26 protein-coding genes and 1 pseudogene are annotated in these 25,906 nt (G+C 59.5%); 12 read left to right on the top strand and 15 right to left on the bottom strand.

What is annotated here, in order from left to right:
* The first annotated feature begins 31 nt into the window (after positions 1 to 31).
* Complete coding sequence (locus tag PSTU_RS0116925; protein WP_019342200.1) at positions 32 to 832, top strand: inner membrane protein YpjD; 801 nt, start codon at positions 32 to 34, stop codon at positions 830 to 832.
* A 9-nt stretch (positions 833 to 841) separates the two neighbouring features.
* On the top strand, positions 842 to 2,125 hold the full coding sequence (locus PSTU_RS0116920; RefSeq protein WP_019342199.1) for an HlyC/CorC family transporter: 1,284 nt from the start codon (positions 842 to 844) through the stop codon (positions 2,123 to 2,125).
* Between the two features lie 24 nt (positions 2,126 to 2,149).
* Here the strand turns inward: PSTU_RS0116920 and PSTU_RS22305 are convergent.
* From PSTU_RS22305 to PSTU_RS0116905, 4 genes and pseudogenes are all read right to left on the bottom strand, one after another.
* Positions 2,150 to 2,263: pseudogene (locus tag PSTU_RS22305) on the bottom strand (hypothetical protein); the annotation flags it as partial.
* Between the two features lie 6 nt (positions 2,264 to 2,269).
* The gene (locus tag PSTU_RS0116915; protein ID WP_019342198.1) at positions 2,270 to 2,461 is read right to left on the bottom strand and encodes a DUF1289 domain-containing protein; all 192 of its coding nucleotides are present in this window, start codon (positions 2,459 to 2,461) and stop codon (positions 2,270 to 2,272) included.
* The gene (locus PSTU_RS0116910; protein WP_019342197.1) at positions 2,458 to 2,982 is read right to left on the bottom strand and encodes a gamma carbonic anhydrase family protein; all 525 of its coding nucleotides are present in this window, start codon (positions 2,980 to 2,982) and stop codon (positions 2,458 to 2,460) included. The genes PSTU_RS0116915 and PSTU_RS0116910 overlap by 4 nt, the downstream gene beginning before the upstream one ends.
* Before the next feature lie 2 nt (positions 2,983 to 2,984).
* Complete coding sequence (locus tag PSTU_RS0116905; protein WP_019342196.1) at positions 2,985 to 3,599, bottom strand: CoA pyrophosphatase; 615 nt, start codon at positions 3,597 to 3,599, stop codon at positions 2,985 to 2,987.
* 223 nt (positions 3,600 to 3,822) lie between these two features.
* Here PSTU_RS0116905 and PSTU_RS0116900 point away from each other — a divergent pair, with 223 nt between their 5' ends.
* From PSTU_RS0116900 to PSTU_RS0116885, 4 genes are all read left to right on the top strand, one after another.
* On the top strand, positions 3,823 to 4,377 hold the full coding sequence (locus tag PSTU_RS0116900; RefSeq protein ID WP_019342195.1) for an NUDIX hydrolase: 555 nt from the start codon (positions 3,823 to 3,825) through the stop codon (positions 4,375 to 4,377).
* 27 nt (positions 4,378 to 4,404) lie between these two features.
* The gene (locus tag PSTU_RS0116895) at positions 4,405 to 4,905 is read left to right on the top strand and encodes a L,D-transpeptidase family protein (RefSeq protein WP_019342194.1); all 501 of its coding nucleotides are present in this window, start codon (positions 4,405 to 4,407) and stop codon (positions 4,903 to 4,905) included.
* A gap of 73 nt (positions 4,906 to 4,978) precedes the next feature.
* Positions 4,979 to 5,428 carry a MarR family winged helix-turn-helix transcriptional regulator gene (locus PSTU_RS0116890; RefSeq protein WP_029404840.1) on the top strand — a complete coding sequence of 150 codons (450 nt, stop codon included), beginning with the start codon at positions 4,979 to 4,981 and terminating at the stop codon, positions 5,426 to 5,428.
* 121 nt (positions 5,429 to 5,549) lie between these two features.
* Positions 5,550 to 5,978, top strand: a complete 429-nt coding sequence (locus PSTU_RS0116885; protein WP_019342192.1) for an organic hydroperoxide resistance protein — start codon at positions 5,550 to 5,552, stop codon at positions 5,976 to 5,978.
* A gap of 75 nt (positions 5,979 to 6,053) precedes the next feature.
* On the opposite strand, the gene PSTU_RS0116880 is transcribed toward PSTU_RS0116885, so the two are convergent.
* The 6 genes from PSTU_RS0116880 to PSTU_RS0116855 all read right to left on the bottom strand — a co-directional run bounded on the left by PSTU_RS0116880 (position 6,054) and on the right by PSTU_RS0116855 (position 14,818).
* Positions 6,054 to 6,371 (bottom strand): YqfO family protein, encoded by a 318-nt coding sequence (locus PSTU_RS0116880; protein ID WP_019342191.1) that lies wholly within the window; start codon positions 6,369 to 6,371, stop codon positions 6,054 to 6,056.
* Positions 6,372 to 6,574: 203 nt separating this feature from the next.
* Entirely contained in the window at positions 6,575 to 10,471 is a 3,897-nt protein-coding gene (purL, locus tag PSTU_RS0116875; protein WP_019342190.1) for a phosphoribosylformylglycinamidine synthase, read from the bottom strand.
* A 150-nt stretch (positions 10,472 to 10,621) separates the two neighbouring features.
* Positions 10,622 to 11,398, bottom strand: a complete 777-nt coding sequence (locus PSTU_RS0116870; RefSeq protein WP_019342189.1) for an amino acid ABC transporter ATP-binding protein — start codon at positions 11,396 to 11,398, stop codon at positions 10,622 to 10,624.
* 10 nt (positions 11,399 to 11,408) lie between these two features.
* A complete protein-coding gene (locus PSTU_RS0116865; protein ID WP_019342188.1) occupies positions 11,409 to 12,506 on the bottom strand; it encodes an amino acid ABC transporter permease in 1,098 nt (365 codons plus the stop codon).
* 10 nt (positions 12,507 to 12,516) lie between these two features.
* Positions 12,517 to 13,701 carry an amino acid ABC transporter permease gene (locus PSTU_RS0116860; RefSeq protein WP_019342187.1) on the bottom strand — a complete coding sequence of 395 codons (1,185 nt, stop codon included), beginning with the start codon at positions 13,699 to 13,701 and terminating at the stop codon, positions 12,517 to 12,519.
* A gap of 88 nt (positions 13,702 to 13,789) precedes the next feature.
* Positions 13,790 to 14,818 carry an amino acid ABC transporter substrate-binding protein gene (locus PSTU_RS0116855; RefSeq protein ID WP_019342186.1) on the bottom strand — a complete coding sequence of 343 codons (1,029 nt, stop codon included), beginning with the start codon at positions 14,816 to 14,818 and terminating at the stop codon, positions 13,790 to 13,792.
* A gap of 344 nt (positions 14,819 to 15,162) precedes the next feature.
* On the opposite strand from PSTU_RS0116855, the gene PSTU_RS0116845 reads away from it, so the two are divergent.
* The 4 genes from PSTU_RS0116845 to PSTU_RS21855 all read left to right on the top strand — a co-directional run bounded on the left by PSTU_RS0116845 (position 15,163) and on the right by PSTU_RS21855 (position 18,797).
* Complete coding sequence (locus PSTU_RS0116845) at positions 15,163 to 15,819, top strand: alpha/beta hydrolase (protein WP_019342184.1); 657 nt, start codon at positions 15,163 to 15,165, stop codon at positions 15,817 to 15,819.
* 216 nt (positions 15,820 to 16,035) lie between these two features.
* Positions 16,036 to 16,971: a GGDEF domain-containing protein gene (locus PSTU_RS0116840; protein ID WP_019342183.1), complete on the top strand. Its 936-nt coding sequence runs from the start codon at positions 16,036 to 16,038 to the stop codon at positions 16,969 to 16,971.
* A 97-nt stretch (positions 16,972 to 17,068) separates the two neighbouring features.
* Positions 17,069 to 18,487, top strand: a complete 1,419-nt coding sequence (gene rhlB, locus PSTU_RS0116835) for an ATP-dependent RNA helicase RhlB (RefSeq protein WP_019342182.1) — start codon at positions 17,069 to 17,071, stop codon at positions 18,485 to 18,487.
* A 145-nt stretch (positions 18,488 to 18,632) separates the two neighbouring features.
* Entirely contained in the window at positions 18,633 to 18,797 is a 165-nt protein-coding gene (locus PSTU_RS21855; RefSeq protein ID WP_019342181.1) for a hypothetical protein, read from the top strand.
* On the opposite strand, the gene moaE is transcribed toward PSTU_RS21855, so the two are convergent.
* From moaE to dmeF, 5 genes are all read right to left on the bottom strand, one after another.
* The gene (moaE, locus tag PSTU_RS0116825; protein WP_019342180.1) at positions 18,794 to 19,258 is read right to left on the bottom strand and encodes a molybdopterin synthase catalytic subunit MoaE; all 465 of its coding nucleotides are present in this window, start codon (positions 19,256 to 19,258) and stop codon (positions 18,794 to 18,796) included. The two genes, PSTU_RS21855 and moaE, sit on opposite strands and share 4 nt — an antisense overlap.
* Before the next feature lie 2 nt (positions 19,259 to 19,260).
* Complete coding sequence (locus PSTU_RS0116820; RefSeq protein WP_019342179.1) at positions 19,261 to 19,509, bottom strand: MoaD/ThiS family protein; 249 nt, start codon at positions 19,507 to 19,509, stop codon at positions 19,261 to 19,263.
* Positions 19,506 to 19,976 carry a cyclic pyranopterin monophosphate synthase MoaC gene (moaC, locus tag PSTU_RS0116815; protein ID WP_019342178.1) on the bottom strand — a complete coding sequence of 157 codons (471 nt, stop codon included), beginning with the start codon at positions 19,974 to 19,976 and terminating at the stop codon, positions 19,506 to 19,508. Before moaC ends, PSTU_RS0116820 begins: the two co-directional genes overlap by 4 nt.
* Positions 19,977 to 20,121: 145 nt before the next feature.
* The gene (locus tag PSTU_RS0116810) at positions 20,122 to 21,510 is read right to left on the bottom strand and encodes a PhoH family protein (protein ID WP_019342177.1); all 1,389 of its coding nucleotides are present in this window, start codon (positions 21,508 to 21,510) and stop codon (positions 20,122 to 20,124) included.
* Between the two features lie 266 nt (positions 21,511 to 21,776).
* Entirely contained in the window at positions 21,777 to 22,769 is a 993-nt protein-coding gene (gene dmeF, locus PSTU_RS0116805) for a CDF family Co(II)/Ni(II) efflux transporter DmeF (protein ID WP_019342176.1), read from the bottom strand.
* A 134-nt stretch (positions 22,770 to 22,903) separates the two neighbouring features.
* Between dmeF and yaaA the strand changes: the two genes are divergently transcribed.
* Complete coding sequence (gene yaaA / locus PSTU_RS0116800) at positions 22,904 to 23,680, top strand: peroxide stress protein YaaA (protein ID WP_019342175.1); 777 nt, start codon at positions 22,904 to 22,906, stop codon at positions 23,678 to 23,680.
* Between the two features lie 716 nt (positions 23,681 to 24,396).
* Positions 24,397 to 25,842, top strand: coding sequence for a mannose-1-phosphate guanylyltransferase/mannose-6-phosphate isomerase (locus tag PSTU_RS0116795; protein ID WP_019342174.1), 1,446 nt, complete (start codon positions 24,397 to 24,399; stop codon positions 25,840 to 25,842).
* Positions 25,843 to 25,906: the final 64 nt, after the last annotated feature.

Raw genomic sequence — 25,906 nt, 5'->3', positions numbered from 1 at the left:
CTCATCGCCTTTCGAGCCTACTAACAGACCTATGCACCCTTTGCTCCCGAGCCTAGCTGCCGCCTGCCTCTATGTCGGCGTCACCGGATACCAGGGCCTGCGCCTGGCGCAACGCACCGTGCCGGACAAGCGTCTGCTTCTTATATTGGGCGCGTTGGCGCTCGCCGCACATGGCGTAAGTCTGTTCATCCAGCTGCTTTCACCGAGCGGCCTGCATCTGGACTTCTTCACCGCCTCGAGCCTGATTGCTGCAGCGGTAATCTTGCTGATCCTGCTCGCGCTTTACCGGATGCCTGTCGAAAATCTGCTGTTGCTGCTCTTTCCTCTCGGCTGCCTCACCGTGCTGTTTGCCCAGTTCGCACCGTCCGGCACGCCACCGGCCATTGCCGAGCAGCCAGGCATACTGGCGCACATCCTGCTGTCGATCCTCGCTTACGGAATGCTCACGATTGCCGTGTTCCAGTCATTGCTGCTACTGCTGCAGGATCATCACCTCAAGCACAAGCACCCGTCCGGCCTGATCAGGAACTTCCCGCCGCTGCAAACCATGGAGAGCTTGCTATTTGGCTTCCTGCTGGCAGGCTGGCTACTGCTGTCGGCCTCGCTGATTTCCGGCTGGATCTTCCTCGACAATCTGTTCGCGCAACATCTGGTCCACAAGACTTTGCTCTCAGTGTTCGCATGGGTAGTGTTCGGGCTGCTGCTGTGGGGTCGCCATCAGCTAGGCTGGCGCGGCTACAAGGCCATTCGCTGGACGCTGGCAGGCTTCTGCTTGCTGATGCTGGCTTACTTCGGCAGCAAGCTGGTCCGCGAATTCATTCTGCATATCTAGGACCACTCCGTGGAGAATCTACACCCCGGCTTTCTGGTCGGCATGCTGGTCGGTCTGCTGTTGTGCTCGGCGTTCTTCTCCAGCTCCGAAACCGGAATGCTCAGCCTCAATCGTTATCGCCTGCGCCACCAGGCCAAGGAAGGGCACCGCGGCGCAAAACGTGCCAGCGCCCTGCTTGAACGCCCAGACAGGCTGCTCGGGACCATTCTGGTCGGCAACAACTTCGTCAACATCTTCGCCTCCGCAATTGCCACCGTGCTGGCAATCAAGCTGTGGGGTGAGGCCGGAATCGCAATCGCGACCATCGGCCTGACAATAATCCTGCTGATCTTCGGGGAAATTACCCCCAAAACCCTCGCTGCCCTGCGGCCTGAAGCCGTGGCTTATCCGGTCAGCCTGCCGCTGCTGATGTTGCAGAAGGTGTTGTATCCGCTGGTGGCAATGCTCAACTGGATCAGTAACGGCCTACTCAAGCTGCTCGGCGTTGACCTGTCCAACAAAGGCACGGACAGCCTGTCCACGGAAGAACTGCGTAGCGTCGTGCACGAATCAGGCAGCGACATGCCGATGAAGCGGCAAAGCATGCTGCTCGGCATCCTCGACCTGGAAAGGGTAACGGTCGACGACATCATGATTCCGCGCAACGAAGTCGCCGGTATCGATCTCGAAGATGACCTCGAAACCATCGTGACCCAGCTGCGAACGACACCGCACACGCGCCTTCCCGTGTTTCGCAAAGACATCAACCAGATCGAAGGCATCGTGCACATGCGCCAGATTGCACGCCTGCTCAGCCACGACCAGCTGACCCGGGAAAGCCTGCTGGAAGCCTGCAACGACCCCTACTTCATTCCGGAAAACACGCCTCTCTCCACACAGCTGGTCAACTTCCAGAAGCAGAAGCGACGCATCGGCATCGTCGTTGACGAATACGGTGATGTGCTGGGAATCGTGACACTGGAAGACATTCTCGAAGAGATCGTCGGCGAGTTCAGCAATCAGGACGCGTTGCGCAGCCCGGATATACATCCGCAGGACGACGGCACCTTGGTGATCGACGGTGCCGCCTACCTGCGCGAAGTCAACCGCGCGCTGGGCTGGCAGCTCCCCTGCGACGGCCCCAAGACACTCAATGGGTTGATCACCGAGGCGCTTGAGCACATCCCGGACAGCGGAATCTGCCTGCAAATCAACCAGTACCGGCTCGAGATCTTGCAGGCCGCGGACAACCGCGTCAAAAGCGTGCGCGCCTGGGTGATCGAGGAGACAGAGGATTCAAAGAGCGACGATTAGTAAACCGACGTCGCCTCCGCACACTCAGACTGGACAGCTACAGCGCTGTATCGTAGCCGAGGCCCGCAACGCTTTCGCACGAGCTACCCCAAACGATGCATCATGCGCCAACGCAACGCCCATACGCCGCTGCCCACTAGGCAACTAGAACAGCAGGCCGGTCAGGCGCGCACGCTCGTGACAACGCATCAACACCTGTCGCCGTTCAGAATCATCCATCCGCGCCCAACGACGAATCTCGTCAACACTGCGCTGGCAGCCCGTGCAGATATCATCCTCGTCCAGCGCGCAGACACTTACGCAAGGCGATGCAACCGGTCGCTCATCTGCAGTCAATCGTCCTGCTCCGCCAGATCACGCGCATAGCGCTGGGCGTTGTGCACATAATGCGCCGCACTGGCTTCCAGCATTTTTCTCTGCTGGCCAGTCAGTTCGCGGACCACCTTGCCTGGCGAACCGACTACCAGCGAACCGTCCGGGATTTCCTTGCCCTCGGCGATCAGGGTGTTGGCGCCGATGATGCAGTATTTACCGATCTTCGCGCCGTTGAGAATCACGGCGTTGATCCCGACCAGGCTGTAGTCACCGACGGAGCAGCCATGCAGCATGGCGTTGTGACCAACAGTGACGCCGACGCCCAGTGTCAGTGGATAGCCCATATCAGTGTGCATAACACTGCCATCCTGCACGTTGCTGTTCTCACCGATATGGATCAGCTCGTTATCACCACGCAGCACGGCACCAAACCAGACGTTAGCGCCAGCTTCCAGGCGAATCTTGCCCACCAGCGTGGCATTTGGCGCTACCCAGCTTTGTGGGTGGGTTTCAACAAGGGAATCACCCAAACGATATTTCACGGTTATGGCCTCTTCTGACTCAGATCGATGTAGGACGCGGGAGGCAGGCGCATTTCGATTCCGGCGTCGTACACCAGGTTGACCAACTCGACGACCATGATCGCTGTCAGCCCCCAGATCTTGTATTCGCCATACCGGTAAGACGGGACGTACCAAGCGCCGCCCCGGTAGTCGATCCGGTGGGTCACCTCACGCGCATCCTCGCAGAAAAACTCCAGCGGGACGGAAAACACCGAGGCGATTTCCGCATCGTTGGCGCGGTATTCAACATAGTCCGGGACGATGCCAACATAAGGCGTGACATGAATCCCGTGCAGCGAAACCAGGCTGCTCAGAGGGCCGACGATCTCCACTATTCCCGGTGCCAGCCCAACCTCCTCCTCAGCCTCGCGCAAGGCGGTGTGGATCAGGTCACGATCCTCAGGATCGCGTCGCCCCCCGGGGAACGCCACCTCACCCCCATGGGTGGAAAGACCACTGGCGCGCAGGGTCAGCACCAGTTCCGGCGAGTCGCTGCGGGTGATGGGCATCAGTACGGCCGCCTCGGGCATCCTGCCTTCCGGCTCCAGAAGATGCGGCGAGTAATCCCGCACCCGTTGGAGAATCTTGTCCAGCATGGAACGTCTCTTTCTGTCTTTGACTGGCATCATGGCATGAATCACCGAGACGCCCAAGACGGGCCAAGCCAAAATCCAGCAGCTCTGGGACCGCCAGCCGATACCTGTTCGACGAGGCCAACCGTTGCTGTGGCAAACTTCTCCCGGCAGGCCGGCTCTCAGCAAATAGCCAACTCGCCGAGCTCACCTCGGCTAGACAACCACCGCAATTGAAGGAGTCGCGATGAAATTCTGTAGCCAGTGCGGCGGCTCGATCATTGAACGAGTGCCCGACGGAGATAACAGACAACGATTCGTCTGTGCCTCCTGCGACACGATCCACTACCAGAACCCGCGCATCGTGGCTGGCTGCCTGCCCGTCTGGGACGAACGCGTGCTGCTTTGCCGACGCGCAATCGAGCCACGACGAGGATATTGGACACTCCCGGCCGGATTCATGGAAAACGGCGAAACCGTGCAGCAAGCAGCAGAGCGGGAAACGCTCGAGGAAGCCTGCGCGCACGTCACGGATCTGCAGCTGTACACGCTGTTCGACTTGCCGCACATCAACCAGGTCTACATGTTCTTCCGCGCCGAGCTGGTCGACGAACGATTTTGTGCGGGCGATGAAAGTCTGGAAGTCAGGCTTTTCCGACAGGTCGACATCCCTTGGTCAGAGCTGGCTTTTCCGACGGTGGGTCGTACCCTAGAATACTTCTTCGCCGACCGGGTGCAGCAGGCCTTCCCGGTGCGCAACGAAGCCATCGAAGCAATGCGGGTGGCGTGCAAACAGGTCTGATGCAGTTTGGATTCAGGATTCGCCCCAATGCACTGGCTGTTAGCAATAGTCTGCTTTAGTTTCGCCACCCTTTCCCACGCGAACGCGACCCCGATCCTCGACGACGCTTTCATCGACAAGGTTCTGGTGGTCAAGTCCGAGCGCAAGCTGCACTTGATCAGCCGCGGCGTCAGCATGAAAAGTTACCGCGTTTCCCTCGGCAAGCAAGCCGGCCCGAAACAGCGCGAGGGTGACAAGCGCACTCCCGAAGGACTCTATTGGATCGACTGGCGCAAGACTTCCGACAAGTACAACCTGGCGATGCACATCTCCTACCCGAATGCGAAGGATCTGGCTCGCGCGAGCAGCGAAGGCGCGAGGCCGGGCAGCATGATCATGTTGCACGGCACACCGGTCGACGAGGAATACCCCGAATGGTACTTCCATACGCTCGACTGGACGGAAGGCTGCATCGCCCTGAAGAACGATGACATGCGCGAGATCTGGAATCTGGTTAAAGACGGCACCCTGATAGAGATTCGCCCCTGAAGGAGCCGCGAGCTTGGCAGCAAGCAAGGCGGCGCGTTACCGTGAGGGCCATTTCCTCGCCATTCGACCGCCCATGACGAAGCGCCCTTCCGACGAACAGTTACAGCTGGACCAACAGCTGTGTTTCGCCCTGTATTCTGCCTCCCTGCAGATGACCAAAGCCTACAAGCCGCTGTTACAAGGTATCGGCCTGACCTACCCGCAATACCTGGCCATGCTCGTGCTCTGGGAGCGCGACGGGCTGACCGTTGGGGAGATCAGCGCACGGCTGCTGACCGAGCCGGGGTCACTGACGCCTTTACTCAAGCGCCTGGAGGCCGAAGGCCTGATCAGCCGGACCCGCAGCAACCGCGACGAGCGAGTGGTCGAACTGCATCTCACCGAGGCCGGACTGGCCATGAAGGAGCAGGCCCGCGACTTTCCTGCCTGCATGCTCGAATGTACCGGGCAATCACACGAGGCGTTACTGGCCCTGCGCGACCAGCTGGTCTCCCTTCGAAGCGCATTGCTAACCCGCAGCTGATCGCAACCCACCCTCAGCCACCTCACGCCAGGCACCTATGTTTCGTTAATAAATTTATCTTGCGCGATAACTATTAGCGCGATAGCGTAATAAGCCTACTCATTATCGGAGGAAGCAATTCATGCAAAGCATCAAGGCGCTCTATACAGCCACCGCCACTGCAACTGGAGGCCGCGACGGCAGGGCTGCATCATCCGACGGCCTGCTCAATGTGAAACTGTCCACACCTCGTGAACTAGGCGGGCAAGGTGGCGATGGAACCAACCCGGAACAACTGTTCGCCGCCGGCTATGCAGCGTGCTTCATTGGCGCACTCAAGTTCACTGCAAGCCAGCTAAAGCAACCGCTTCCCGCCGATACATCGGTCTCGGGACAGGTGGGCATCGGCCAGATCCCCGGAGGTTTCGGCCTTGAAGTAGAGCTAAACGTCAGCCTTCCAGGCCTTGAGCAGTCCGCAGCCGAGCAGTTGGCTGAAGCGGCGCATCAGGTGTGCCCCTATTCAAACGCTACACGCGGGAACATCGAAGTGCGCCTGAACGTCAGCGTTTGATTGCCATTGCGCATGAAGCACAAAAAAAGCCGAGTCACCTTCCATGGCGACTCGGCTCTCTTTGAACAAGATCATTCAGAACTGCAAGTCTGACAGCCGCCACACCTCGAAAGCAGGCGTTTCATAGGGATGGGTGCGCTTGAGCGCCTTGACGCTGTCGTGGATCAGCTCGTCGGCAACCACTAGTTCGACTTTCCATTCCGATACCGATTGAACCTGGCCAAGTTGCCCTAGAAACGGCTTGCTGCCTTCCAGCGGGCGATACTGCCCATGCCCCAGCACCTGCCAACAGCAACTGTCGTAAGCACCGATACGCCCGCCACCCGCCTCAAAAACCGCTTTCTTGACCGCTTCCAGATGGCTCTCTGGGACATAGAAACACAGCTTGTACATCAACATCTCCGCACAGAAACGGTTAGCGAAGCACCGGCTCCGCTGAGTGGATTATGTTCAGGTCCAGAGCGACCTTGAGTGCCCCAGGTCAAGATCAGACGTTGACGCCATTGCTTGGTTCAGCCATAACGCAGCGACTCCGTCACAGACAAGAAAAAGCCCGAAACGCTTGCACGCTTCGGGCTCTCTGGCTCAGTTCAGCGCTAATCCACCCAGACCCGTGCGTTGCGGAACATGCGCATCCAACCGCCGTCCTCCTGCCACTCGTCCGGACGCCAGGAGTTGGTCACGGCACGGAATACGCGCTCGGGGTGCGGCATCATGATCGTCACACGCCCGTCCCGAGTGGTCAGGCCGGTAATGCCACGGGGCGAGCCGCCAGGGTTGGCCGGGTAGCGCTCGGTGACCTTACCGTGATTATCGATGTAGCGCAGCGCTACCGTACCGGACAGGTCCGCCTCAAGCAGCGCTTCCTCGCTTTCGAATTCCGCGTGACCTTCGCCATGCGCGATGGCGATCGGCAAACGCGATCCGGCCATCCCTTGAAGGAAGATCGACGGCGAATCCTGGATTTGCACCATCGCTACACGCGCTTCGAACTGCTCTGAACGGTTACGCACGAAGTGCGGCCAGGATTCGCTGCCAGGTACCAGCTCATGAAGATTGGACAACATCTGGCAGCCATTGCAGACGCCGAGGGCAAAGCTGTCCTTGCGTTCAAAGAAGGCGCTGAAATCTTCCCGAGCGCGACCATTGAACAGGATCGATTTGGCCCAGCCTTCGCCAGCGCCCAGCACGTCGCCGTAGGAGAAGCCGCCACACGCCACCAGCCCCTTGAAGCGCTCAAGGCTGATGCGGCCTGACAGGATGTCGCTCATGTGTACGTCGACCGCGGCGAAACCCGCGCGATCGAACGCTGCCGCCATTTCAGTCTGACCGTTCACACCCTGCTCACGCAGGATAGCCACCTCAGGCCGCACGCCACGCTTGATATAAGGCGCGGCGATATTGTCGTTCACGTCGAAGCCCAGGGTAACGCTCAATCCCGGATTATCTTCCTCAAGCAGAGCGTCGAACTCCTGATCCGCGCAGTCGACATTATCCCGAAGCCGCTGGATCTGGTAACTCGTCTCGGCCCACTGCCGCTGCAAGAGACGGCGATCACCAGCGAAGACATCGGCGCCTTCGAACTTGATTGCCACATGGCCGTTGTTGACGGGCTGCCCGATGACCGACACGCAGTCGGCAAGTCCCGCTGCGCTGAACTGAGCGAGAACGATTTCCGTGTCACCCTGGCGAACCTGCACCAGCGCGCCCAGTTCTTCATTGAACAACGTTGCGGGGATCTGGGCGGCAGTTTCGACGAGCGAATCGAGATTCAGGTTGAGCCCGCAGTGACCGGCAAAGGCCATTTCCAGCGCGGTTGTCAGCAAGCCACCATCGGAACGATCGTGGTACGCCAACAACAGCCCATCGGCGTTAAGTCCCTGGATCACGGCGAAGAATGCTTGTAGATCCTCCGCATCGTCCACGTCTGGTGCCTGACGGGCCATCTGGCCATAGACCTGCGCGAGGATGGACGCGCCCATACGGTTCTGGCCGCGACCCAGATCGATGAGGATCAGGTCGGTTTCGCCCTTGTCCAGACGCAGCTGCGGCGTCAGGGTCTGGCGGATGTCGACAACCGGGGCAAAGCCGGACACAACCAGCGAGAGCGGTGAGGTCACGCTCTTATCTACGCCCTCTTCACTCCAACGGCTCTTCATCGACATGGAGTCCTTGCCGACCGGAATGGTAATACCCAATTCCGGGCACAGCTCCATGCCAACCGCCTTCACCGTATCGAACAGGCGCGCATCCTCACCCGGGTGCCCAGCAGCGGCCATCCAGTTGGCGGAAAGCTTGATATCGGAGATCTTCTCGATACGTGCGGCGGCGAGGTTGGTCAGCGTTTCGCCGATTGCCATGCGCCCCGATGCTGGCGCGTCGAGCAGGGCCAGCGGCGTCCGCTCGCCCATCGCCATCGCTTCACCGGTATAGACGTCATAGCTAGTAGCCGTCACCGCACAGTCGGCAACCGGAACCTGCCACGGCCCGACCATCTGATCGCGCGCGACCATGCCGGTGATGCTGCGATCGCCGATGGTGATCAGGAAGCTCTTACTGGCGACTGCGGGATGATGAAGCACGCGATCGATCGCCTCGGAAAGATCGACCTGCTCAGCTGAAAAGTCATCTCCGAGTTCGGCTTCACGAACGGCACTGCGATGCATGCGCGGCGCTTTGCCGAGCAAAACGTTGAGTGGCATATCGACCGGCTTATCGCCGAAATGGCTATCGGCAACCGTAAGGTGCGGCTCGGCCGTGGCTTCCCCGACTACGGCGAAGGGGCAACGCTCACGCTTGCAGATTTCTTCGAAACGCTCCAGATCAGCCGCGTCGACCGACAGGACATAGCGCTCCTGGGATTCATTGCACCAGATCTCGTGCGGCGCCATGCCAGGCTCATCGTTAGGCACTTTGCGCAGATCGAAACGACCGCCACGACCGCCATCATTGACCAGTTCTGGAAACGCGTTGGAAAGGCCACCGGCACCGACGTCGTGGATGAACTTGATCGGGTTCTTGTCGCCAAGCTGCCAGCACCGGTCGATCACCTCCTGACAGCGGCGCTCCATTTCCGGGTTGTCACGCTGCACCGAGGCGAAATCGAGATCGGCCGAGCTGCTGCCGGTCGCCATGGAGGACGCTGCGCCGCCGCCCAAGCCAATGAGCATCGCCGGGCCACCGAGCACGATCAGTTTGCCGCCAACCGAGATCTCGGCTTTCTGAACATGATCTTCACGAATGTTGCCCATGCCGCCGGCCAACATGATCGGCTTGTGATAGCCGCGAACTTCTTCTCCGCGCGGCGTGCTGATCGCCTGCTCGAAGGTCCGGAAATAGCCATTTAGCGCCGGGCGGCCGAATTCATTGTTGAACGCCGCGCCACCCAGCGGCCCCTCAATCATGATATCTAGCGGCGTGACGATGCGCTCAGGCTTGCCGTATGGCACTTCCCAGGGCTGCTCGAAGCCAGGAATGTTGAGGTTGGAGACGGTAAACCCAGTAAGACCAGCCTTCGGCTTGGCGCCGCGGCCGGTCGCACCCTCGTCGCGGATTTCGCCACCGGAGCCGGTGGCCGCGCCGGGGAAAGGCGCAATGGCAGTTGGATGGTTGTGCGTTTCCACCTTCATCAAGATGTGTACGGGCTGCTGGTTCGCCGCGTACTCGCCCGTTTCGGCATCGGGGTAAAAACGGCCGGCCATGTTACCGACGATGACCGCAGCGTTGTCCTTGTACGCGGACAGCACGCCTTCACCGTGCATCTGGAAGGTGTTCTTGATCATGCCGAACAGCGACTTCTCCTGGCTTTCGCCATCAATGTCCCAGCTGGCGTTGAAGATCTTGTGCCGGCAATGCTCGGAGTTGGCCTGCGCGAACATCATCAGCTCGATATCGTGCGGGTTACGCCCAAGGCCGTTGAAACTGGTCACGAGGTAGTCGATTTCGTCTTCAGCCAAAGCGAGGCCCAACTCCACGTTGGCCTGCTCAAGCGCGGCACGACCGCCACCCAGCACATCAATCGCACGCAGCGGTTTGGGTTGTGCGTGGCTGAACAGATCGGCCGCGCCCTCGAACTGCTCAAGTACCAGTTGGGTCATCCGGTCATGCAGGGCTGCCGATACCAGACTGGCATCGGAAGCGGAAAGCTCGCCCTCAACGTAGTAGGCGATGCCGCGCTCGATACGCTGAATCTTGTCGAGACCGCAATTGCGCGCAATGTCGCTGGCCTTGCTCGACCACGGCGAGATGGTGCCGAAGCGCGGAATCACCAGAAACAGTCGTCCTGCAGGTTCGCGAACCGGAACGCTGGGGCCGTATTTCAACAGCCGGGCCAGTACTTGCTGTTCGTCCGCACCTAGCGTGCCGGACACCTCGGCGAAATGAGCAAACTCGGCGTACAACCCGCGCACAGCGGGGACCTTATCGGTCAATTGGGCCAGGAGCTTACCGTGACGGAAGGCGGAAAGAGCGGGAGCGCCGCGCAGGATCAACATCGTCGGAACAGCCTCGGAGAGGGGAGCAGTCGGGCCGCGTATTCTAGCCCATGACGGCGTCCGAGGCTAAGGGGACGCCGCCGAATAAGCTCGCTGACAGGCGGTAAGCACCAGCCGGAGCCGATCACTCACCGCCAACGTTGCGCTCGATCAGTGCAGGATCTGACTGAGGAACAGCTTGGTGCGCTCGTTGCTGGGATTGGTGAAGAAGGTCTCAGGGTCGGCCTCCTCGACGATCTCGCCCTTGTCCATGAAGATCACCCGATCAGCGACGGTGCGCGCAAACCCCATCTCGTGCGTGACGCAAAGCATCGTCATACCGCTTTCGGCTAGGCCGACCATGGTGTCGAGCACTTCCTTCACCATCTCCGGATCCAGGGCCGACGTCGGCTCGTCGAACAGCATGATCTTCGGCTTCATGCACAGCGCCCGCGCAATCGCTACCCGTTGTTGCTGGCCGCCCGAGAGTTGCCCTGGAAACTTGTCAGCCTGCTCTGGAATCCTCACGCGCTCAAGGTAATGCATGGCCACTTCCTCGGCCTGACGGCGCGGCATCTTGCGCACCCACATGGGCGCCAGCGTGCAGTTCTGCAGCACCGTGAGGTGGGGGAACAAGTTGAAGTGCTGAAACACCATGCCCACCTCGCTGCGGATCGCCTCGATCTGCTTGAGGTCGCTGGTCAGCTCCACGCCATTGATGTCGATGCGCCCCTGCTGGTGCTCCTCGAGCCGGTTGAGGCAGCGAATGGTTGTGGACTTGCCCGACCCTGAAGGGCCGCACAATACGATGCGCTCACCTTGAGTGACGTTCAGGTTGATGTCCTTGAGCACATGGAACTGACCGAACCACTTGTGTACGCCCTGCATCCGGATGACCGGTTCACCAGCCTGCTGAGATTGTTCAGGTTGTAGAGATGTGTCGTTCATGCTGCCTCTCCTAATTGCGGTGGCCGGTGTCGAGCTTGCGTTCCAGATGCATGGAATAGCGCGACATGCCAAAACAGAAAATCCAGTAGACCAGCGCCGCGAACACGTAACCCTCTGTCGACATGCCCAGCCAGGCAGGGTCGGAAGTGGCGCGCTTGATGCTATTGAGGAAGTCGAACAGCCCGATGATGATCACCAGGCTGGTGTCCTTGAACAGGGCAATGAAGGTGTTGACGATGCCGGGAATGACCATCTTCAGCGCTTGCGGCAGAATCACCAGCAGCATGCTGCGCCAGTAGCCCAAGCCCATCGCCGCGGCCGCCTCGTATTGGCCCTTGGGGATTGCCTGCAGGCCTCCCCGCACCACTTCGGCGATGTACGCCGCCTCGAAGAAAACCACCATCACCATGGCTCGCATCAGCTTGTCGAGGTTCATGCCCTCCGGCAGGAACAGCGGTAGCATCACCGAGGACATGAACAGCACGGTGATCAGAGGAACCCCGCGCCAGAACTCGATGAAGGTGATGCACAGGACCCGGATTGCAGGCATGTCGGAACGCCGCCCCAACGCCAACAGAATCCCGAGTGGCAGCGCACCGGCGATACCGACAGCGGCAATGACGATGGTCAGCATCAGCCCGCCCCAGCGACTGGTCGGAACGGTCTCAAGGCCCAGAAAGCCGCCGTGCAGCAACCAGTAGGCGAGCAGCGGATAGATCACCAGAAAAGCGATACCGTAGCTTGCCTTGTGCCGCATCTGCTTCAAGAACAGCGGCGCGGCTCCGATGATGGCGAGCCAGGCGGTGGCATCCACGCGCCAGCGCAGTTCCGGCGGGTAGAAACCGTACATGAACTGGCTGAAACGCGTCTGGACGAACACCCAGCACGCGCCCTCCCGCGAACAGTCCGCGCGGGTTTCGCCAGTCCAGTCGGCTTCGATGATTGCCCACTCAATGATCGGAGGCACTATCAACCAGATCAGATAGAGGCCGATGAGGGTCAGCAGCGTGTTGATCCAGCTTGAAAACAGATTGGCCCGCATCCAGCCCACCACACCAATATTGGTAGAGGGCGCCGGCAGGTCCGGTTTGAAAGTATGGCTCGTCATGCGCTCGTCCTTACCGCTCGATCAGCGCAATGCGCTTGTTGTACCAGTTCATCAGCAGCGAGATGCTGATGCTGATGGCGAGGTACACACTCATGGTGATGGCCATGGTTTCGATCGCTTGGCCGGTCTGGTTGAGCACCGTGCCGGCAAACAGCGACACCATGTCGGGATAGCCGATCGCAGCCGCTAGCGAGGAATTTTTCGCCAGGTTGAGGTATTGGCTGGTCAGCGGCGGGATGATCACGCGCATGGCTTGGGGGATGATGACCAAGCGCAGCACACGACCCGGGCGAAGGCCCAACGAGGCGGCCGCTTCGGTCTGCCCATGGCTGACCGACTGAATACCCGCACGGACTGTTTCACCGATAAAAGCCGCGGTGTAAATGGACAGCGCCAGCACAATCGACACCAGCTCGGGAATAACTACCCAGCCACCACGAATGTTGAAACGCCGAAGCTCGGGAATCTCCCACAAAAACGGCGCCCCCATCACCAGCGAGCAAACCGCCGGAATGGCGATGAACAATGCCAGGCTGGCGGAGAAGACCGGAAACGTCTGCCCGGTGGCATGGCGCCGCGCGCGTGCCCAGCGGTTGAGTATCACGATCGCAACCAGCGCCACGAACATCGCTACCCAGAACGGCCAGAACCCCTCTCCAGCGCTGGGAGCAGGCATCTGCACACCCCGGTTGTTGATGAACACAACATCCCAGAGACTCAAGCTTTCCCGTGGCCCTGGCAGCGGGCTGAGCACTGCAAAGTAAACGAAGAAAATTTGTAGCAATGGCGGAATATTGCGAAACGTCTCTATATAGACGGTCGCGATTTTGCGTATCAACCAATTGGGTGACAGCCGCGCCACCCCGAGAATGAACCCGATAATGGTCGCCAGGATGATGCCGATTATGCTGACCAGCAGCGTATTGAGCAGGCCGACCCAGAAGACTCGACCATAAGAGTCGCTCTCGCTGTAGTCGATCAGATGTTGGGAAATGCCGAAACCGGCAGCGTTATCGAGAAAACCGAAGCCTGACGTAATGCCCCGGTGGGCGAGATTGGTCTGGGTGTTGTGAAACAGAAACCAGCCGATCCCTACTACAGTTATTACGGCGATGACCTGGAACAACCAGGCACGCGCCTGCGGATCCGTGAGCAGCGAGCCGCGCCCGGCTCCTGCTTTGGCAATGGTTCGCATCAAGAAACCTCATACGGCACAGCCGGCGCCTTGGCACCGGCTGTGCTCATCCTTGAAACAAGGCCGGCAGCGCGCCGGCCCGGCTCGATCAACGCACCGGGGGTGCGTACTGCAGACCTCCATTGGTCCAAAGCGCGTTCAGGCCGCGCTCGATCTTCAGATCGCTACCGGAACCGATGTTGCGTTCGAACACTTCACCGTAGTTGCCCACTTGCTTGACGATTTGAACTGCCCAGTCCTTAGGCAATTTCAGATCCTTGCCATATTCACCTTCGGCACCCAGCAGACGCGCGACGTCAGGATTCTTGGTGTTCTTCGCTTTCTCTTCGACATTCGCCGAAGTGATACCGAGCTCCTCTGCGTTGATCATGCCGTACAGCGCCCAGCGAACGATGTCGAACCACTCTTCATCACCTTGCCGTACGGCAGGGCCGAGCGGCTCTTTGGAAATGACTTCCGGCAACACCACATAGTCGCCCGGCTTCGCCAGCTTGATGCGCTGGGCGTAGAGCTGAGACTGGTCAGAGGTAAGCACGTCGCAACGTCCTGATTCCAACGACTTGGCGCTTTCGTCAGAGGTGTCATAGGTGATCGGTGTGTATTTGAGGTTGTTGGCGCGGAAATAATCGGAGAGGTTGAGTTCAGTGGTAGTGCCGGCCTGGATGCAGACTGTCGCGCCGTCCAGCTCCTTGGCGCTCTTTACGCCCAGCTCCTTGTTCACCAGGAAGCCTTGCCCGTCGTAATAGGTCACGCCAGCGAAATTCAGGCCCATTGCAGCATCACGTGAACTGGTCCAGGTGGTGTTACGCGACAACACGTCGACCTCACCGGACTGCAACGCCGTGAAGCGTTCCTTGGCCGTCAGCGGGCTGAACTTGACCTTGCTCGCATCGCCAAAAACCGCAGCCGCAACGGCCCGGCAGACATCCACGTCGATTCCCTTGTACTCGCCTTTGGCATCGGTATAGGAGAAGCCCGGTAGCCCGTCGCTGACGCCGCATTGCACGAAGCCCTTGCTCTTCACGGCGTCCAGCGTTGCCCCTGCCTGAACCAAGCCGCTTGCGCCTAAAAGTGTCGCGGCACCAAGCACGGCCAGTGTGGATTTAACCCTTGTCATCGAAACCTCCAGTTTGCTTTTTATTCTTCGGGTCAGAGTCTTCCGCCTGGATCACAGGCTGCGCCTCGATATCTATCGAGAGAACAAAGAAGAAACCTGACCTGAGTCTAGCCGCCGTTTGATTATCAGCAACTCTTCCCTACACGCTTGTTTGCAGAAGTGCCGACGACTTCCCGCGCGTTGGGTAAAGCAGCCAAAGCAAGCGGCGTACCAGGCCCTCAAAACGCCGCTGTGCGCTTCCATGCGCTTCATTGCCAAGCCAGGTACAGGTAACCTCGCCGCAGATTGCTGCATTTTTCTCTGCGCGCGCACCATCCTGGCGCGCCACCCGAACGGAGCCCATCATGAGTGACCCGCTGATCATCGAGCCCGCAACCGCCGCCGACGCATGCGTCATCTGGCTGCATGGCCTTGGCGCTGACCGCTACGACTTCCTGCCCGTCGCCGAAGCATTACAGCAGAGGCTGACGACGACCCGCTTCGTGCTGCCCCAAGCACCGACTCGCGCCGTCACCATCAATGGTGGCTGGGCCATGCCAAGCTGGTACGACATTGTCGCGATGAGCCCCGCCCGCGCCATCGACCAGGCGCAACTGGAGCAATCAGCACAAAGCGTGATCGACCTGATCGAGGCACAGCGTGACAGCGGCATCGATCCCGCCCGCATCTTTCTGGCCGGTTTTTCTCAGGGTGGCGCTGTCGTCTACCACACGGCCTTCCTGCGCTGGCCCGGCCCGTTGGGCGGCGTCATCGCTCTTTCCACCTATGCACCGACCTTCAATCCCGACCTGAAGCTGTCGCCGATGCAGGCCGCGCTACCGGTACTGGCGCTACACGGTTCGAACGATGGTGTCGTGCTGCCCGCAATGGGACGCGCCGCCTATGACTGTCTGGTTCAGAACCAGGTGCAGGCACAATGGAAGGACTACCCGATGGCTCACGAGGTGGTGCCCGGAGAAATTCGTGATATCGGCGAATGGCTTGCCGCTCGGCTGGATTGAAATCCGCTGAGATAGTTACCCGCTTCAAAGAAAAAATGTGACGCTGCTCGCCTGTCCAGGTGAGCAAATGCAACTACGCTTGGCACGGGTAGAGCAAAACTCGATGCGCCTGCCGTTGTAGCGAGCATCGCGGCCAGAAGAAGCCGACCTAGCCAGCCTTGAAGGGACGCATGCGATGGCCATGACGACGGTGTCATCCGAACGGATGGTGCAGCCATGAACCCGGCCAGTTGGCGGGTGGAAATGCAGCACCTTAAAAAGGCGCGGCTATTGGACAGGGTGGACGAGCCCTGCCTGCGCCTGCTGCAAGAAGTCTTCGAGCCATGCACCGCGGCGCTTGGCGAGATCCTGCTAACGCCGCACGAACACAACAACTACCTCTATCTGGTTCTCAGCGGCGAGCTGGCGGTTCACCTGGATTCGCTCGAAGGCAGCCCGGTTCGCTCAATCGGCCCTGGCGACTGCGCTGGCGAAATCAGCTTCATGGACGATCTGCAGCCGTCGGCCTACGTCCTTGCCCTTGAGGATTCCGTCTTGCTTCGCGTGCATCGACGCTCGATGCAGTTGCTGACCCGTTCGCCACAGTTGATGCAGAACCTGGCTGAACTGCTCTGCCAGCGTGTGCGACTGAGCGACCGGCTGATCATCAACAGCGAGCAGAACGCCAACATCGACAAACTGACCGGCTCGTTCAATCGCCGCTGGCTGGAGCACATCTACGGGCGCGAAAGTGCCCGTTGCGCTCTCGGCGGTCAGCCGCTGTCGTTGCTCATGCTCGATGTTGACCGCTTCAAAGAATACAACGACAGACACGGCCACCTGGCGGGCGATTATGCGCTCTGCCTGGTGGTCAACACGCTCGGCAAGTTGCTACGCCCGGCCGACAGCCTGGTGCGCTATGGCGGTGAAGAGTTCGTGGTACTACTGCCGGAAATGGCCTTCAGCGATGCGCGAAACGTCGCAGAGCGGTTGCGCGGCAGTCTTGCAGATGTCACCTCGTTCCATTCACCGATCGGGTTATTGCCCGGCGTAACCATCTCGATCGGCGTGGCACCGATGCGATTGAACGATGATCTGAATAGCCTCATCAACGTGGCTGACCGCGCGCTCTACCGTGCCAAGGAGTCTGGCCGGAATCTCGTTTGCGGCTAACAGAGCGACGGTCGAGCATCCCGGAGCAACACTTCGCCGTGTCTGCTTCTTGCATTACACTGGCGGGCAAATCTTACACGACACAGACGAGAAGACCGTGCTCAAAGCACTCAAGAAGATGTTTGGCAAAGGCTCGAATGAGTCTGCGGCCACCGAAGCTGAAAGCAGCACATCAGCACACCAGGGCGTTAGCAGCCAGATGCAGGTCGAAAAGACCAAAACGCAGCAGGATATTCCCCCAAAGACGAACAGCAAGCCACGCCGCGAGCGGGCAAGCAAGCCACCCGTACCACCCGCGCCAGTCTGGAAACTGGAAGATTTCATCGTCGAGCCAGCAGAAGGCAAGACCCGGTTTCACGACTTCAAGCTCGCCCCCGAGTTGATGCACGCCATCCACGACCTCGGTTTTCCTTATTGCACGCCCATCCAGGCGCAGGTCCTCGGCTTTACGCTCAAGGGCCGCGATGCAATTGGTCGGGCCCAGACCGGCACCGGCAAAACCGCCGCGTTCCTTATCTCGACCATCACGCAGCTGCTGCAGACCCCACCACCGAGCGATCGCTACATGGGCGAGCCCCGCGCTCTGATCATCGCGCCGACCCGGGAGCTGGTCGTTCAGATCGCCAATGACGCACTGGACCTGACGAAATACACCGGCTTGAACGTCATGAGTTTTGTCGGCGGCATGGACTTCGACAAGCAGCTAAAAGCGCTCGAGTCCCGCTATTGCGACATTCTGGTGGCAACACCGGGACGCCTGCTGGACTTCAATCAGCGCGGCGAAGTGCACCTGGACATGGTTGAAGTACTGGTGCTCGACGAAGCGGATCGCATGCTGGACATGGGCTTCATCCCTCAGGTTCGCCAGATCATTCGCCAGACGCCACCCAAGAGCGAACGCCAGACACTTCTGTTCTCGGCCACGTTCACCGAAGACGTGATGAACCTCGCCAAGCAATGGACCACGGAACCGGCAATCGTCGAGATCGAAGCGGTCAATGTCGCCAGCGACACGGTCGAACAGCACGTGTACGCCGTGGCGGGTAGCGACAAATACAAGCTGCTTTATAACCTGATCACCCAGAACGACTGGACTCGCGTAATGGTCTTTGCCAACCGCAAGGACGAAGTGCGCCGCATCGAAGAGCGGCTGACGCGCGACGGCATCAGCGCCGTGCAGATGTCGGGAGACGTACCGCAACACAAGCGCATCCGCGCGCTGGAAGGTTTCCGCGAAGGCAAGATCCGCGTCATGGTGGCCACCGACGTTGCCGGCCGCGGCATACACGTCGACGGTATCAGCCACGTGATCAATTTCACCCTGCCGGAAGTGCCGGATGATTACGTCCACCGCATCGGCCGTACTGGTCGGGCCGGGGCCAGCGGTACCTCGATCAGCTTCGCAGGCGAAGATGATGCCTTTGCCCTGCCGGCAATCGAGGCATTATTAGGTCGAACGATCAGTTGCGAGATGCCGCCTGCCGAACTGTTGGCAGCGGTCCCACCCAGGCGCTAAGCGCTGATGAACGAAAGGCGAAGCGGACATGGCTTCGCCTTTTTGCATTCAGCTGCGCGGCTGCCATCAGCATGACGCAGATCAGCGCCCAAACCGTACAAGCCTCTAGAGTGGAATGAAGCCATTCACATCGGGAGTCGCTTTTATGGAGCGCATCGATTTCATGCTGTTACTCGTCATTACCAGCTTCGTCCTGATGGGTGTCGGTTTCAATTTCCGTGAGCGAGGCTGGGGGATCGCGTTGCTCGGACTGGGCATTGTCTCCGTGCTGTCGACGCTGCTCTACAAACTGCAGATCACCTTCGGCTAGTCAGCCGGCCCCTGGCGCCAGCGATCGGCTGCTGCCTGGTCGCTGCAGCGACCTTCGACCCAGCGCGTTCCCTCCGAGGTGTCTTCCTTTTTCCAGAAAGGCGCACGGGTCTTCAGGTAATCCATGACGAATCGGCACCCATCAAACGCCGCCTCTCGATGGGCGCTGGCGGCGCCGACGAAAACGATCGGCTCACCCGGCTCCAGTCGCCCTACCCGGTGCAGAATCTCCAGCGTGAGCAGCGGCCAGCGGTCAGCCGCCTCGTCGATGATTTTCTGCAGCGCCTTCTCGGTCATACCCGGGGCATGCTCAAGGAACATTCCGGCGACGTCACGACCATCATTGAAATCACGCACGTAACCGACGAAACCGGTAACCGCACCGATGCCGAGATTAGCCGCATGCAAGGCGTTGAGTTCGGCGCCTGGATCGAATGGGCCCTGCTGGACTCGCACGCCCATGGTCAGCCTCCCGTTACGGTCGGAAAGAATGCCACTTCATCGCCATCGGCCAATGGCTCGTCAAGGTTGCACAACTCCTGATTACGCGCGCACATCAGGTTCTGCTCGCCTAGCACCGCCCACTCGGCGCCGCGTGCCAGCAATCGCAAGCGAAGATCGTCGACCTGTTGCCAAGAGGCATCCCACTCCAACTGTTCTGAATCGCGGCCGAGCGCTTCACGATAGCGCGCGAAAAACTGAACCTGGATCATGCCGGCACCTGCCAGTGGCCACTCTTGCCGCCAAGCTTTTCCAACAGTCGCACGCCCTCGATGACCATGCCTTTGTCGACCGCTTTGCACATGTCATAGATCGTCAGCGCAGCGACACTCGCGGCGGTCAGCGCCTCCATCTCTACGCCTGTCTGGCCCGCCAGCTTGCAGCGGGCCTCGATACGCACGCAATCATCGCCGTCCGGATGCAGGTCGAGCTTGATGCTGGTCAGCAGTAACGGATGACAAAGCGGGATCAGGTCGTGGGTCTTTTTGGCCGCCTGAATACCTGCGATACGGGCAACCGCGAAGACGTCGCCCTTCGGATGCCCGCCTTGCTGGATCATCTGCAGGGTTTCGGGACGCATACGGACTCTGGCTTCCGCCACCGCCTCGCGCGCCGTGACGGCCTTGGCGGTTACGTCGACCATATTGGCCCGCCCTTGGGCATCGAGATGGGTGAGCATTTTTCATCCTGCTAAGACTGTGGGGTCCGGCAGTTTAGCTCAGCTGGAAGCTGGAAGCTGGAAGCTGGAAGCTGGAAGCAAGCCTGCCCATCGTTTCCTGCCAGGTCATGCTTTGCTTGAAGCTCCAGCTTCTCCAGTTGCTTGTTTACATATGGGCCTCGGCGTACTCGGCCAGGACCGAACGGGGAACGCCCTGCAAGGTGATGTGCATACCGTGCGGAAAGTCCTTGAATCGCTCGGTGAGGTAGGTGAGCCCCGAGCTGGTGGCAGACAGGTAAGGCGTATCAATCTGAGCCAGGTTACCGAGACAGACCACTTTCGACCCGCTACCGGCTCGGGTGATGATCGTCTTCATCTGGTGCGGCGTCAGGTTTTGGCATTCATCGATAAGGATCAGGCTCTGCTGGAAGCTGCGCCCGCGAATGTAATTGAGCGATTTAAACTGCAGCGGCACCTTTTGCAGGATGTAGTCGACGCTGCCATGAGTGCTTTCATCGTCCATATGCAGCGCTTCGAGGTTATCGGTGATCGCTCCCAGCCAGGGCTCCATCTTTTCCGCCTCGGTGCCTGGCAGAAAGCCGATATCCTCATCCAGCCCCTGTACGCTGCGCGTCGCGATGATGCGGCGGTAGCGCTTGCTCACCACCGTCTGCTCGATGGCGGCTGCCAGCGCCAGGATTGTCTTGCCCGACCCGGCGGCGCCCGACAGATTGACCAGATGAATATCCGGATCAAGCAGTGCGAAGAGCGCCAGTGCCTGGTGGATGTCACGCGGCTTCAGGCCCCAGGCTTCCTGATGAAGCAAGGGCTCCTGATGCATGTCGAGCAATAGGAGCTCGTCAGCCTTGATGCCCTTGATCCAGCCAACGAAGCCCTGCTCATCGAGGATGAACTCGTTGATGTGCACCGCGGGCAAGTTGTCGATCAACTGAACCCGGTGCCAAGTGCGGCCGTGCCCCTGATGCGTATCGACCTTACTGACCCTGTCCCAAAACGACCCGCTGAGGCTGTGGTAGCCGCGCGATAGCTGCCCGACATCGTCGACCAGCTTGTCGGTGTGGTAGTCCTCCGAGGCAACGCCACAGGCACGCGCCTTGAGCCGCATATTGATGTCATTGGTGACCAAAACCACCGGAACGCCCGCGCTGCGACGCTGCAGATCCACGACCTGGTTGATGATCTTGTTGTCGTTGAGGTCCTCTGGCAACCCGCTCGAATCGGCGACTTTGCTCATCAGGATCGACAAGCTGCCGCACGGGCCGCTTTTCTCACGCTGGATAGGGACGCCAAGTTCAACTTCTTCAGGGGTAGCATCACCCAGCACCTTGTCGATCAGGCGAATCGTCTGCCGACACTCGGCCGCCACGCTGTGCTTGCCGGTCTTGAGCTGATCCAGCTCTTCAAGCACGGTCATCGGAATGGCGACCTGATGCTCCTGGAAATTCAATAGCGCGTTGGGGTCGTGAATCAGAACGTTGGTATCAAGAACGTAAAGGGTGGGCTGAGTTGCGCGGGGTCTGCCGTAGTCATCCATACGCGATCACCTTTTCGGAGCCGGTTCGACGGAGGGCCAAAGCACTCCGCCGTAGAAAGAACCACCGTGCGCAAGATGAGCGGACTTGGGTAGCAGGGGCTTGGGGCCACCCAGAGGCCGCCACCTGTGAGTGCAGGGTTCGGCGGTCTTGCATCAGGTAATACCGCAAAAAAGATGACAGGAAAAAGTCTTTTTCGAACGGATGACGTTTTTTTAACGAAACGACGGATAGCGCTTGGCGCAGGCCTGTTCGAGGACTAGTCTCGTTAATCAACCTGCGCGCTTTCGCCGCACCGGTTCACCTCCGCTGTTACGTGAACCAGCTCTGGAAACCCCGCCAATTGTGATTTGTAGCGGTCGGCCGAATAGGGCTGATGGGTGACGACGCTGACGATACAACTGTACTGCGCTCGCCCGACTCGCCACAGATGCAAGTCGGTCACTTCGGTATCCGGCACTTGCTCCAACTGCTCCTTCACTCGCCGCACCAGCGGGTCGTCCATTTCCCGATCAAGCAAAGCCTTCGCCGTTTCACGCAGCAGGCCTTTGGCCCAGATCAGAATGACGATGGCACCGAGGATACCCATCAGCGGATCCAGCCAGCTCCAGCCGAAGTACTTGCCGCCCAGCAAGGCGACAATTGCCGCAAAGGAGGTCAGGCCATCCGTCAGCACATGGATGAAAGCGGCATGACGGTTGAGGTCCTTGGCCGGCGCGCTTGAATGGTCGTGATCGTGATCGTGATCGTGATCGTGATCGTGATCGTGATCGTGATCGTGATCGTGATCGTGGCCATGATGGTGGGGCTGGCCGCGCAGCAACCAGGTGGACAGCATATTTACCAACAAACCGATCACCGCGACCCAAAGCGCCTCATCAAAACCGATGCTGGCCGGCGACCAGAAGCGCATCAGCGACTCCCCGATCATCAGCAACGCTACCATCACCAGCAATACAGCGCTGGCAAAGCCCGCCAACACCTCGATCTTCCAGGTTCCAAAGGCAAAACGCTGGTCGTGCACGTAGCGTCGAGCCAACAAGTAGGCGGTCGCCGACATGCCGATCGCCACCATGTGCGAGGCCATATGCCAGCCGTCCGCCAGCAATGCCATCGAATTGAACCAATAGCCGGCGACGATCTCAGCGACCATGGCCAGACCCGTCAACAGCACCACCGCCCACGTCTGTTTTTCCGCGCCGTTCTCGAGCGGACGGTAATCGTGCGAGGGCTGCCAGTGCGAGTGATTGCAATCGGTCATGTGTCCTCCTTCGTTAGCAACAAGAGAAGCGTGCCGCCTTAGCCCGAGTCAAGGTCAACACCTAATCACGGCCATAGCTGGAGCGGGGACGGCCATACCGCCTAGAATCCGCTCACATCAAAGGAGACCGTTGCATGCTGATGGTGATTTCCCCAGCCAAGACCCTGGACTACGACACCCCACCGACCACCCGACGCTTCACCCAGCCCGAACACCTGGATCACGCGCAGGCTTTGATCAGCCAGCTGCGCGACATGTCGCCCCAGCAGATTGGCGAACTCATGCATCTGTCCGACAAGCTTGCGGCGCTCAATGTCGCTCGTTATGGCAGCTGGGATGCGGCCTTTACGCTGGACAACGCCAAGCAGGCACTCCTTGCGTTCAAGGGCGACGTCTACACCGGCCTAAACGCCAATGACCTCTCCGAAGAAGATCTCGGTTTCGCACAGCATCATCTGCGCATGCTATCCGGGCTCTATGGCGTGCTGCGTCCCTTGGATCTGATGCAGCCTTATCGTCTGGAAATGGGCACAAAGCTGGCCAACCCACGCGGCAAGGACCTTTACGCCTTCTGGGGCGAGCGGATAAGCGGGTGGCTCAACGAAGCGCTGGCCGCACAGGGCGACGACGTCTTGCTCAACCTGGCTTCAAAAGAATACTTCGGCGCCGTGAACCGCAAGGCGCTGAACGCGCGGGTGATCGATGTCGACTTCAAGGATATGAAGAACGGCCAGTACAAGATCATCAGCTTCTACGCAAAGAAGGCCCGGGGGCTGATGAGCCGCTTTGTAATCAAGGAACGTATCGAGTCGCCCGATCAACTGAAAGGCTTCGATTACGACGGCTATCGTTATTGCCCTGAAAGCTCGTCGCCTGATCACTTGGTATTTCTAAGAGACGCCCAAGCCTGACCCCCAGCTGACGCCCCCTCGCTCTTATGCAGGGGGTGATTCACGGCTCGCCAACATAGGCCGTGGCCGTATTCCCGACCTGAACCTCGCCTCCGGATTAAGGCTCGCTGCGCCAGCAGACCGTCGTCTTTTCCACACCCGTCAAAAACTCCCCGATCGACGGCAGGGCTGCGGGGAACTATCCGAAGGCACCGGCAATCATAAGCGCGTACCGGCATTTCCAGACGGAAAGGGACGTCGCACATGAACGTGCAGTGGAATTTTCAGCAACGTATTCAGCGCTTCAGCCAAGGCAGACGTTTAGCCTCGCCAGGCATGCTCAACAGAGGACAGACGGGGCAGGTCAGCGCGTCGCAAGCACTTGGCAAATACCGTCAGGCGCGCCTACCGCGGGCAGCTGGAGTGCAGCCGAACAGCACGACCCCCTGCCTTTTCGAGATGGATCAATTTGCAGGTACCCACGCCGGAACCACTGCCAGCTGCGCAATATCACTTACGACACTGACCGCGGCACCTATCGGCGATCGAGTAGCACCCCATCACATTCAGGCTCGGAGCACGCAGTTCGCCCCGAAAGCATTTTCCTGTTGGAAAACGGAACTTGACGGCACGCGGCACCTGAAGGCCCGACCAAAAAGCGCATGGCGAGCACAGGCATCTGGCCGCCCACATGGACAAGAAGAACTCCCCCTTCTCAACGATTCAGGAGAAACAACATGATTCCGGTCATCCTCTCAGGCGGCAGCGGTTCCCGACTCTGGCCTCTTTCGCGCAAGGCATTCCCCAAGCAGTTCCTCGCCCTCACGGCTGAACAAACACTGTTCCAGCAAACCATCGAGCGCCTGGCCTTCGAAGGCATGCAAGCGCCGCTGCTGGTCTGCAACAAGGAGCACCGGTTCATCGTCAAAGAGCAACTGGCCGCACGCAAGCTTCAAACCCAAGGCCTCCTGCTCGAGCCGTTCGGCCGTAACACCGCCCCGGCAATTGCCATCGCGGCGATGAAGTTGATTGCTGATGAGCGTGACGAGCTGCTTTTGGTACTGCCCGCCGATCACGTTATCGAAGACCATAAAGCTTTCCAGCGCTCTCTCGCCCTGGCCACCAATGCGGCCGAAAACGGCGGAATGGTGCTGTTCGGCATCCCAGCCACCAGCCCGGAAACTGGCTATGGCTACATCAAGTGCGATCACCAGGAGCGCCACGGCCTGCCTGAAGGCGTCAACCGCGTCACCCAGTTCGTCGAAAAGCCGGACGAGGTGCGCGCGCAGGAATACGTCGATTCCGGAGACTACTACTGGAACAGCGGCATGTTCCTGTTCCGTGCCAGCGTGTTCCTCGACGAGCTGAAGAAGCACGACCCGGACATCTACGACACCTGCTGGGTGGCGCTGGAGCGCAGCATCAAGAATGGTGAAGAGTTGCTGATCGACCCAGCCACCTTCGCCTGCTGCCCCGATAATTCGATTGACTATGCGGTCATGGAAAAAACCGAACTGGCATGCGTCGTGCCGATGTCGGCTGGCTGGAGCGACGTGGGCTCCTGGTCGTCACTTTGGGACGTGCTGGAAAAGGATGAAAACGGCAACGTGACCAGAGGCGACGTGATTGTCGAAGACAGCCGCAACTGTCTCGTTCACGGCAACGGCAAGCTGGTAACCGTCGTTGGCCTGGACAATATCGTAGTGGTTGAGACCAAGGACGCCACGATGATCGCCCATAAGGACAAGGTCCAGGACGTCAAGAAGCTGGTCAACAAGCTCGACGCCATGAAGCGCTCCGAAACGCAGAACCACTGCGCTGTCTATCGCCCCTGGGGCTGGTACGACTCGGTCGATATGGGCGGACGCTTCCAGGTCAAGCGGATCTGCGTCAACCCCGGTGCGCAGCTGTCGTTGCAGATGCACCATCATCGCGCCGAGCATTGGATCGTCGTTTCCGGCACTGCCCAAGTGACCTGCAATGACAAGACATTCCTGCTCACCGAGAACCAGTCCACGTACATCCCCGTGACGTCCATTCACCGCCTGGCCAACCCTGGCAAAATCCCGCTGGAAATTATCGAAGTCCAGTCGGGTAGCTATTTGGGCGAGGATGATATCGAGCGTCTGGACGACGTCTATGGCCGCGCGCCAAATGACGTGGCCAGCCAATCGGCTCGCTAAAATTACATATTGCAAACAAAACCGCGCCGAATCAGGCGCGGTTTTTTTATTCATGGATGGTTTG

Origin of the sequence: Stutzerimonas stutzeri SDM-LAC, from assembly GCF_000235745.1 — a bacterium.
Classification (GTDB): Bacteria; Pseudomonadota; Gammaproteobacteria; order Pseudomonadales; family Pseudomonadaceae; genus Stutzerimonas; species Stutzerimonas stutzeri_H.
Note: the sequence above shows the minus strand (reverse complement) of the source record. Positions and strands in the feature narration are given on the sequence as shown.

Coding starts and splice junctions, on each gene's coding strand:
- PSTU_RS0116885 (WP_019342192.1), top strand. CDS start 5,550: ATGCAAAGCATCAAGGCGCTCTATACAGCCACCGCCACTGCAACTGGA.
- moaE (WP_019342180.1), bottom strand. CDS start 19,258: ATGGGCGTGCGAGTCCAGCAGGGCCCATTCGATCCAGGCGCCGAACTC.
- dmeF (WP_019342176.1), bottom strand. CDS start 22,769: ATGACCGATTGCAATCACTCGCACTGGCAGCCCTCGCACGATTACCGT.
- PSTU_RS0116795 (WP_019342174.1), top strand. CDS start 24,397: ATGATTCCGGTCATCCTCTCAGGCGGCAGCGGTTCCCGACTCTGGCCT.
- PSTU_RS0116900 (WP_019342195.1), top strand. CDS start 3,823: ATGAAATTCTGTAGCCAGTGCGGCGGCTCGATCATTGAACGAGTGCCC.
- PSTU_RS0116890 (WP_029404840.1), top strand. CDS start 4,979: ATGACGAAGCGCCCTTCCGACGAACAGTTACAGCTGGACCAACAGCTG.
- PSTU_RS0116860 (WP_019342187.1), bottom strand. CDS start 13,701: ATGCGAACCATTGCCAAAGCAGGAGCCGGGCGCGGCTCGCTGCTCACG.
- PSTU_RS0116845 (WP_019342184.1), top strand. CDS start 15,163: ATGAGTGACCCGCTGATCATCGAGCCCGCAACCGCCGCCGACGCATGC.
- moaC (WP_019342178.1), bottom strand. CDS start 19,976: ATGCTCACCCATCTCGATGCCCAAGGGCGGGCCAATATGGTCGACGTA.
- PSTU_RS0116820 (WP_019342179.1), bottom strand. CDS start 19,509: ATGATCCAGGTTCAGTTTTTCGCGCGCTATCGTGAAGCGCTCGGCCGC.
- PSTU_RS0116855 (WP_019342186.1), bottom strand. CDS start 14,818: ATGACAAGGGTTAAATCCACACTGGCCGTGCTTGGTGCCGCGACACTT.
- PSTU_RS21855 (WP_019342181.1), top strand. CDS start 18,633: ATGGAGCGCATCGATTTCATGCTGTTACTCGTCATTACCAGCTTCGTC.
- PSTU_RS0116895 (WP_019342194.1), top strand. CDS start 4,405: ATGCACTGGCTGTTAGCAATAGTCTGCTTTAGTTTCGCCACCCTTTCC.
- PSTU_RS0116905 (WP_019342196.1), bottom strand. CDS start 3,599: ATGCTGGACAAGATTCTCCAACGGGTGCGGGATTACTCGCCGCATCTT.
- PSTU_RS0116925 (WP_019342200.1), top strand. CDS start 32: ATGCACCCTTTGCTCCCGAGCCTAGCTGCCGCCTGCCTCTATGTCGGC.
- PSTU_RS0116865 (WP_019342188.1), bottom strand. CDS start 12,506: ATGACGAGCCATACTTTCAAACCGGACCTGCCGGCGCCCTCTACCAAT.
- yaaA (WP_019342175.1), top strand. CDS start 22,904: ATGCTGATGGTGATTTCCCCAGCCAAGACCCTGGACTACGACACCCCA.
- purL (WP_019342190.1), bottom strand. CDS start 10,471: ATGTTGATCCTGCGCGGCGCTCCCGCTCTTTCCGCCTTCCGTCACGGT.
- PSTU_RS0116840 (WP_019342183.1), top strand. CDS start 16,036: ATGAACCCGGCCAGTTGGCGGGTGGAAATGCAGCACCTTAAAAAGGCG.
- PSTU_RS0116880 (WP_019342191.1), bottom strand. CDS start 6,371: ATGTACAAGCTGTGTTTCTATGTCCCAGAGAGCCATCTGGAAGCGGTC.
- PSTU_RS0116870 (WP_019342189.1), bottom strand. CDS start 11,398: ATGAACGACACATCTCTACAACCTGAACAATCTCAGCAGGCTGGTGAA.
- PSTU_RS0116810 (WP_019342177.1), bottom strand. CDS start 21,510: ATGGATGACTACGGCAGACCCCGCGCAACTCAGCCCACCCTTTACGTT.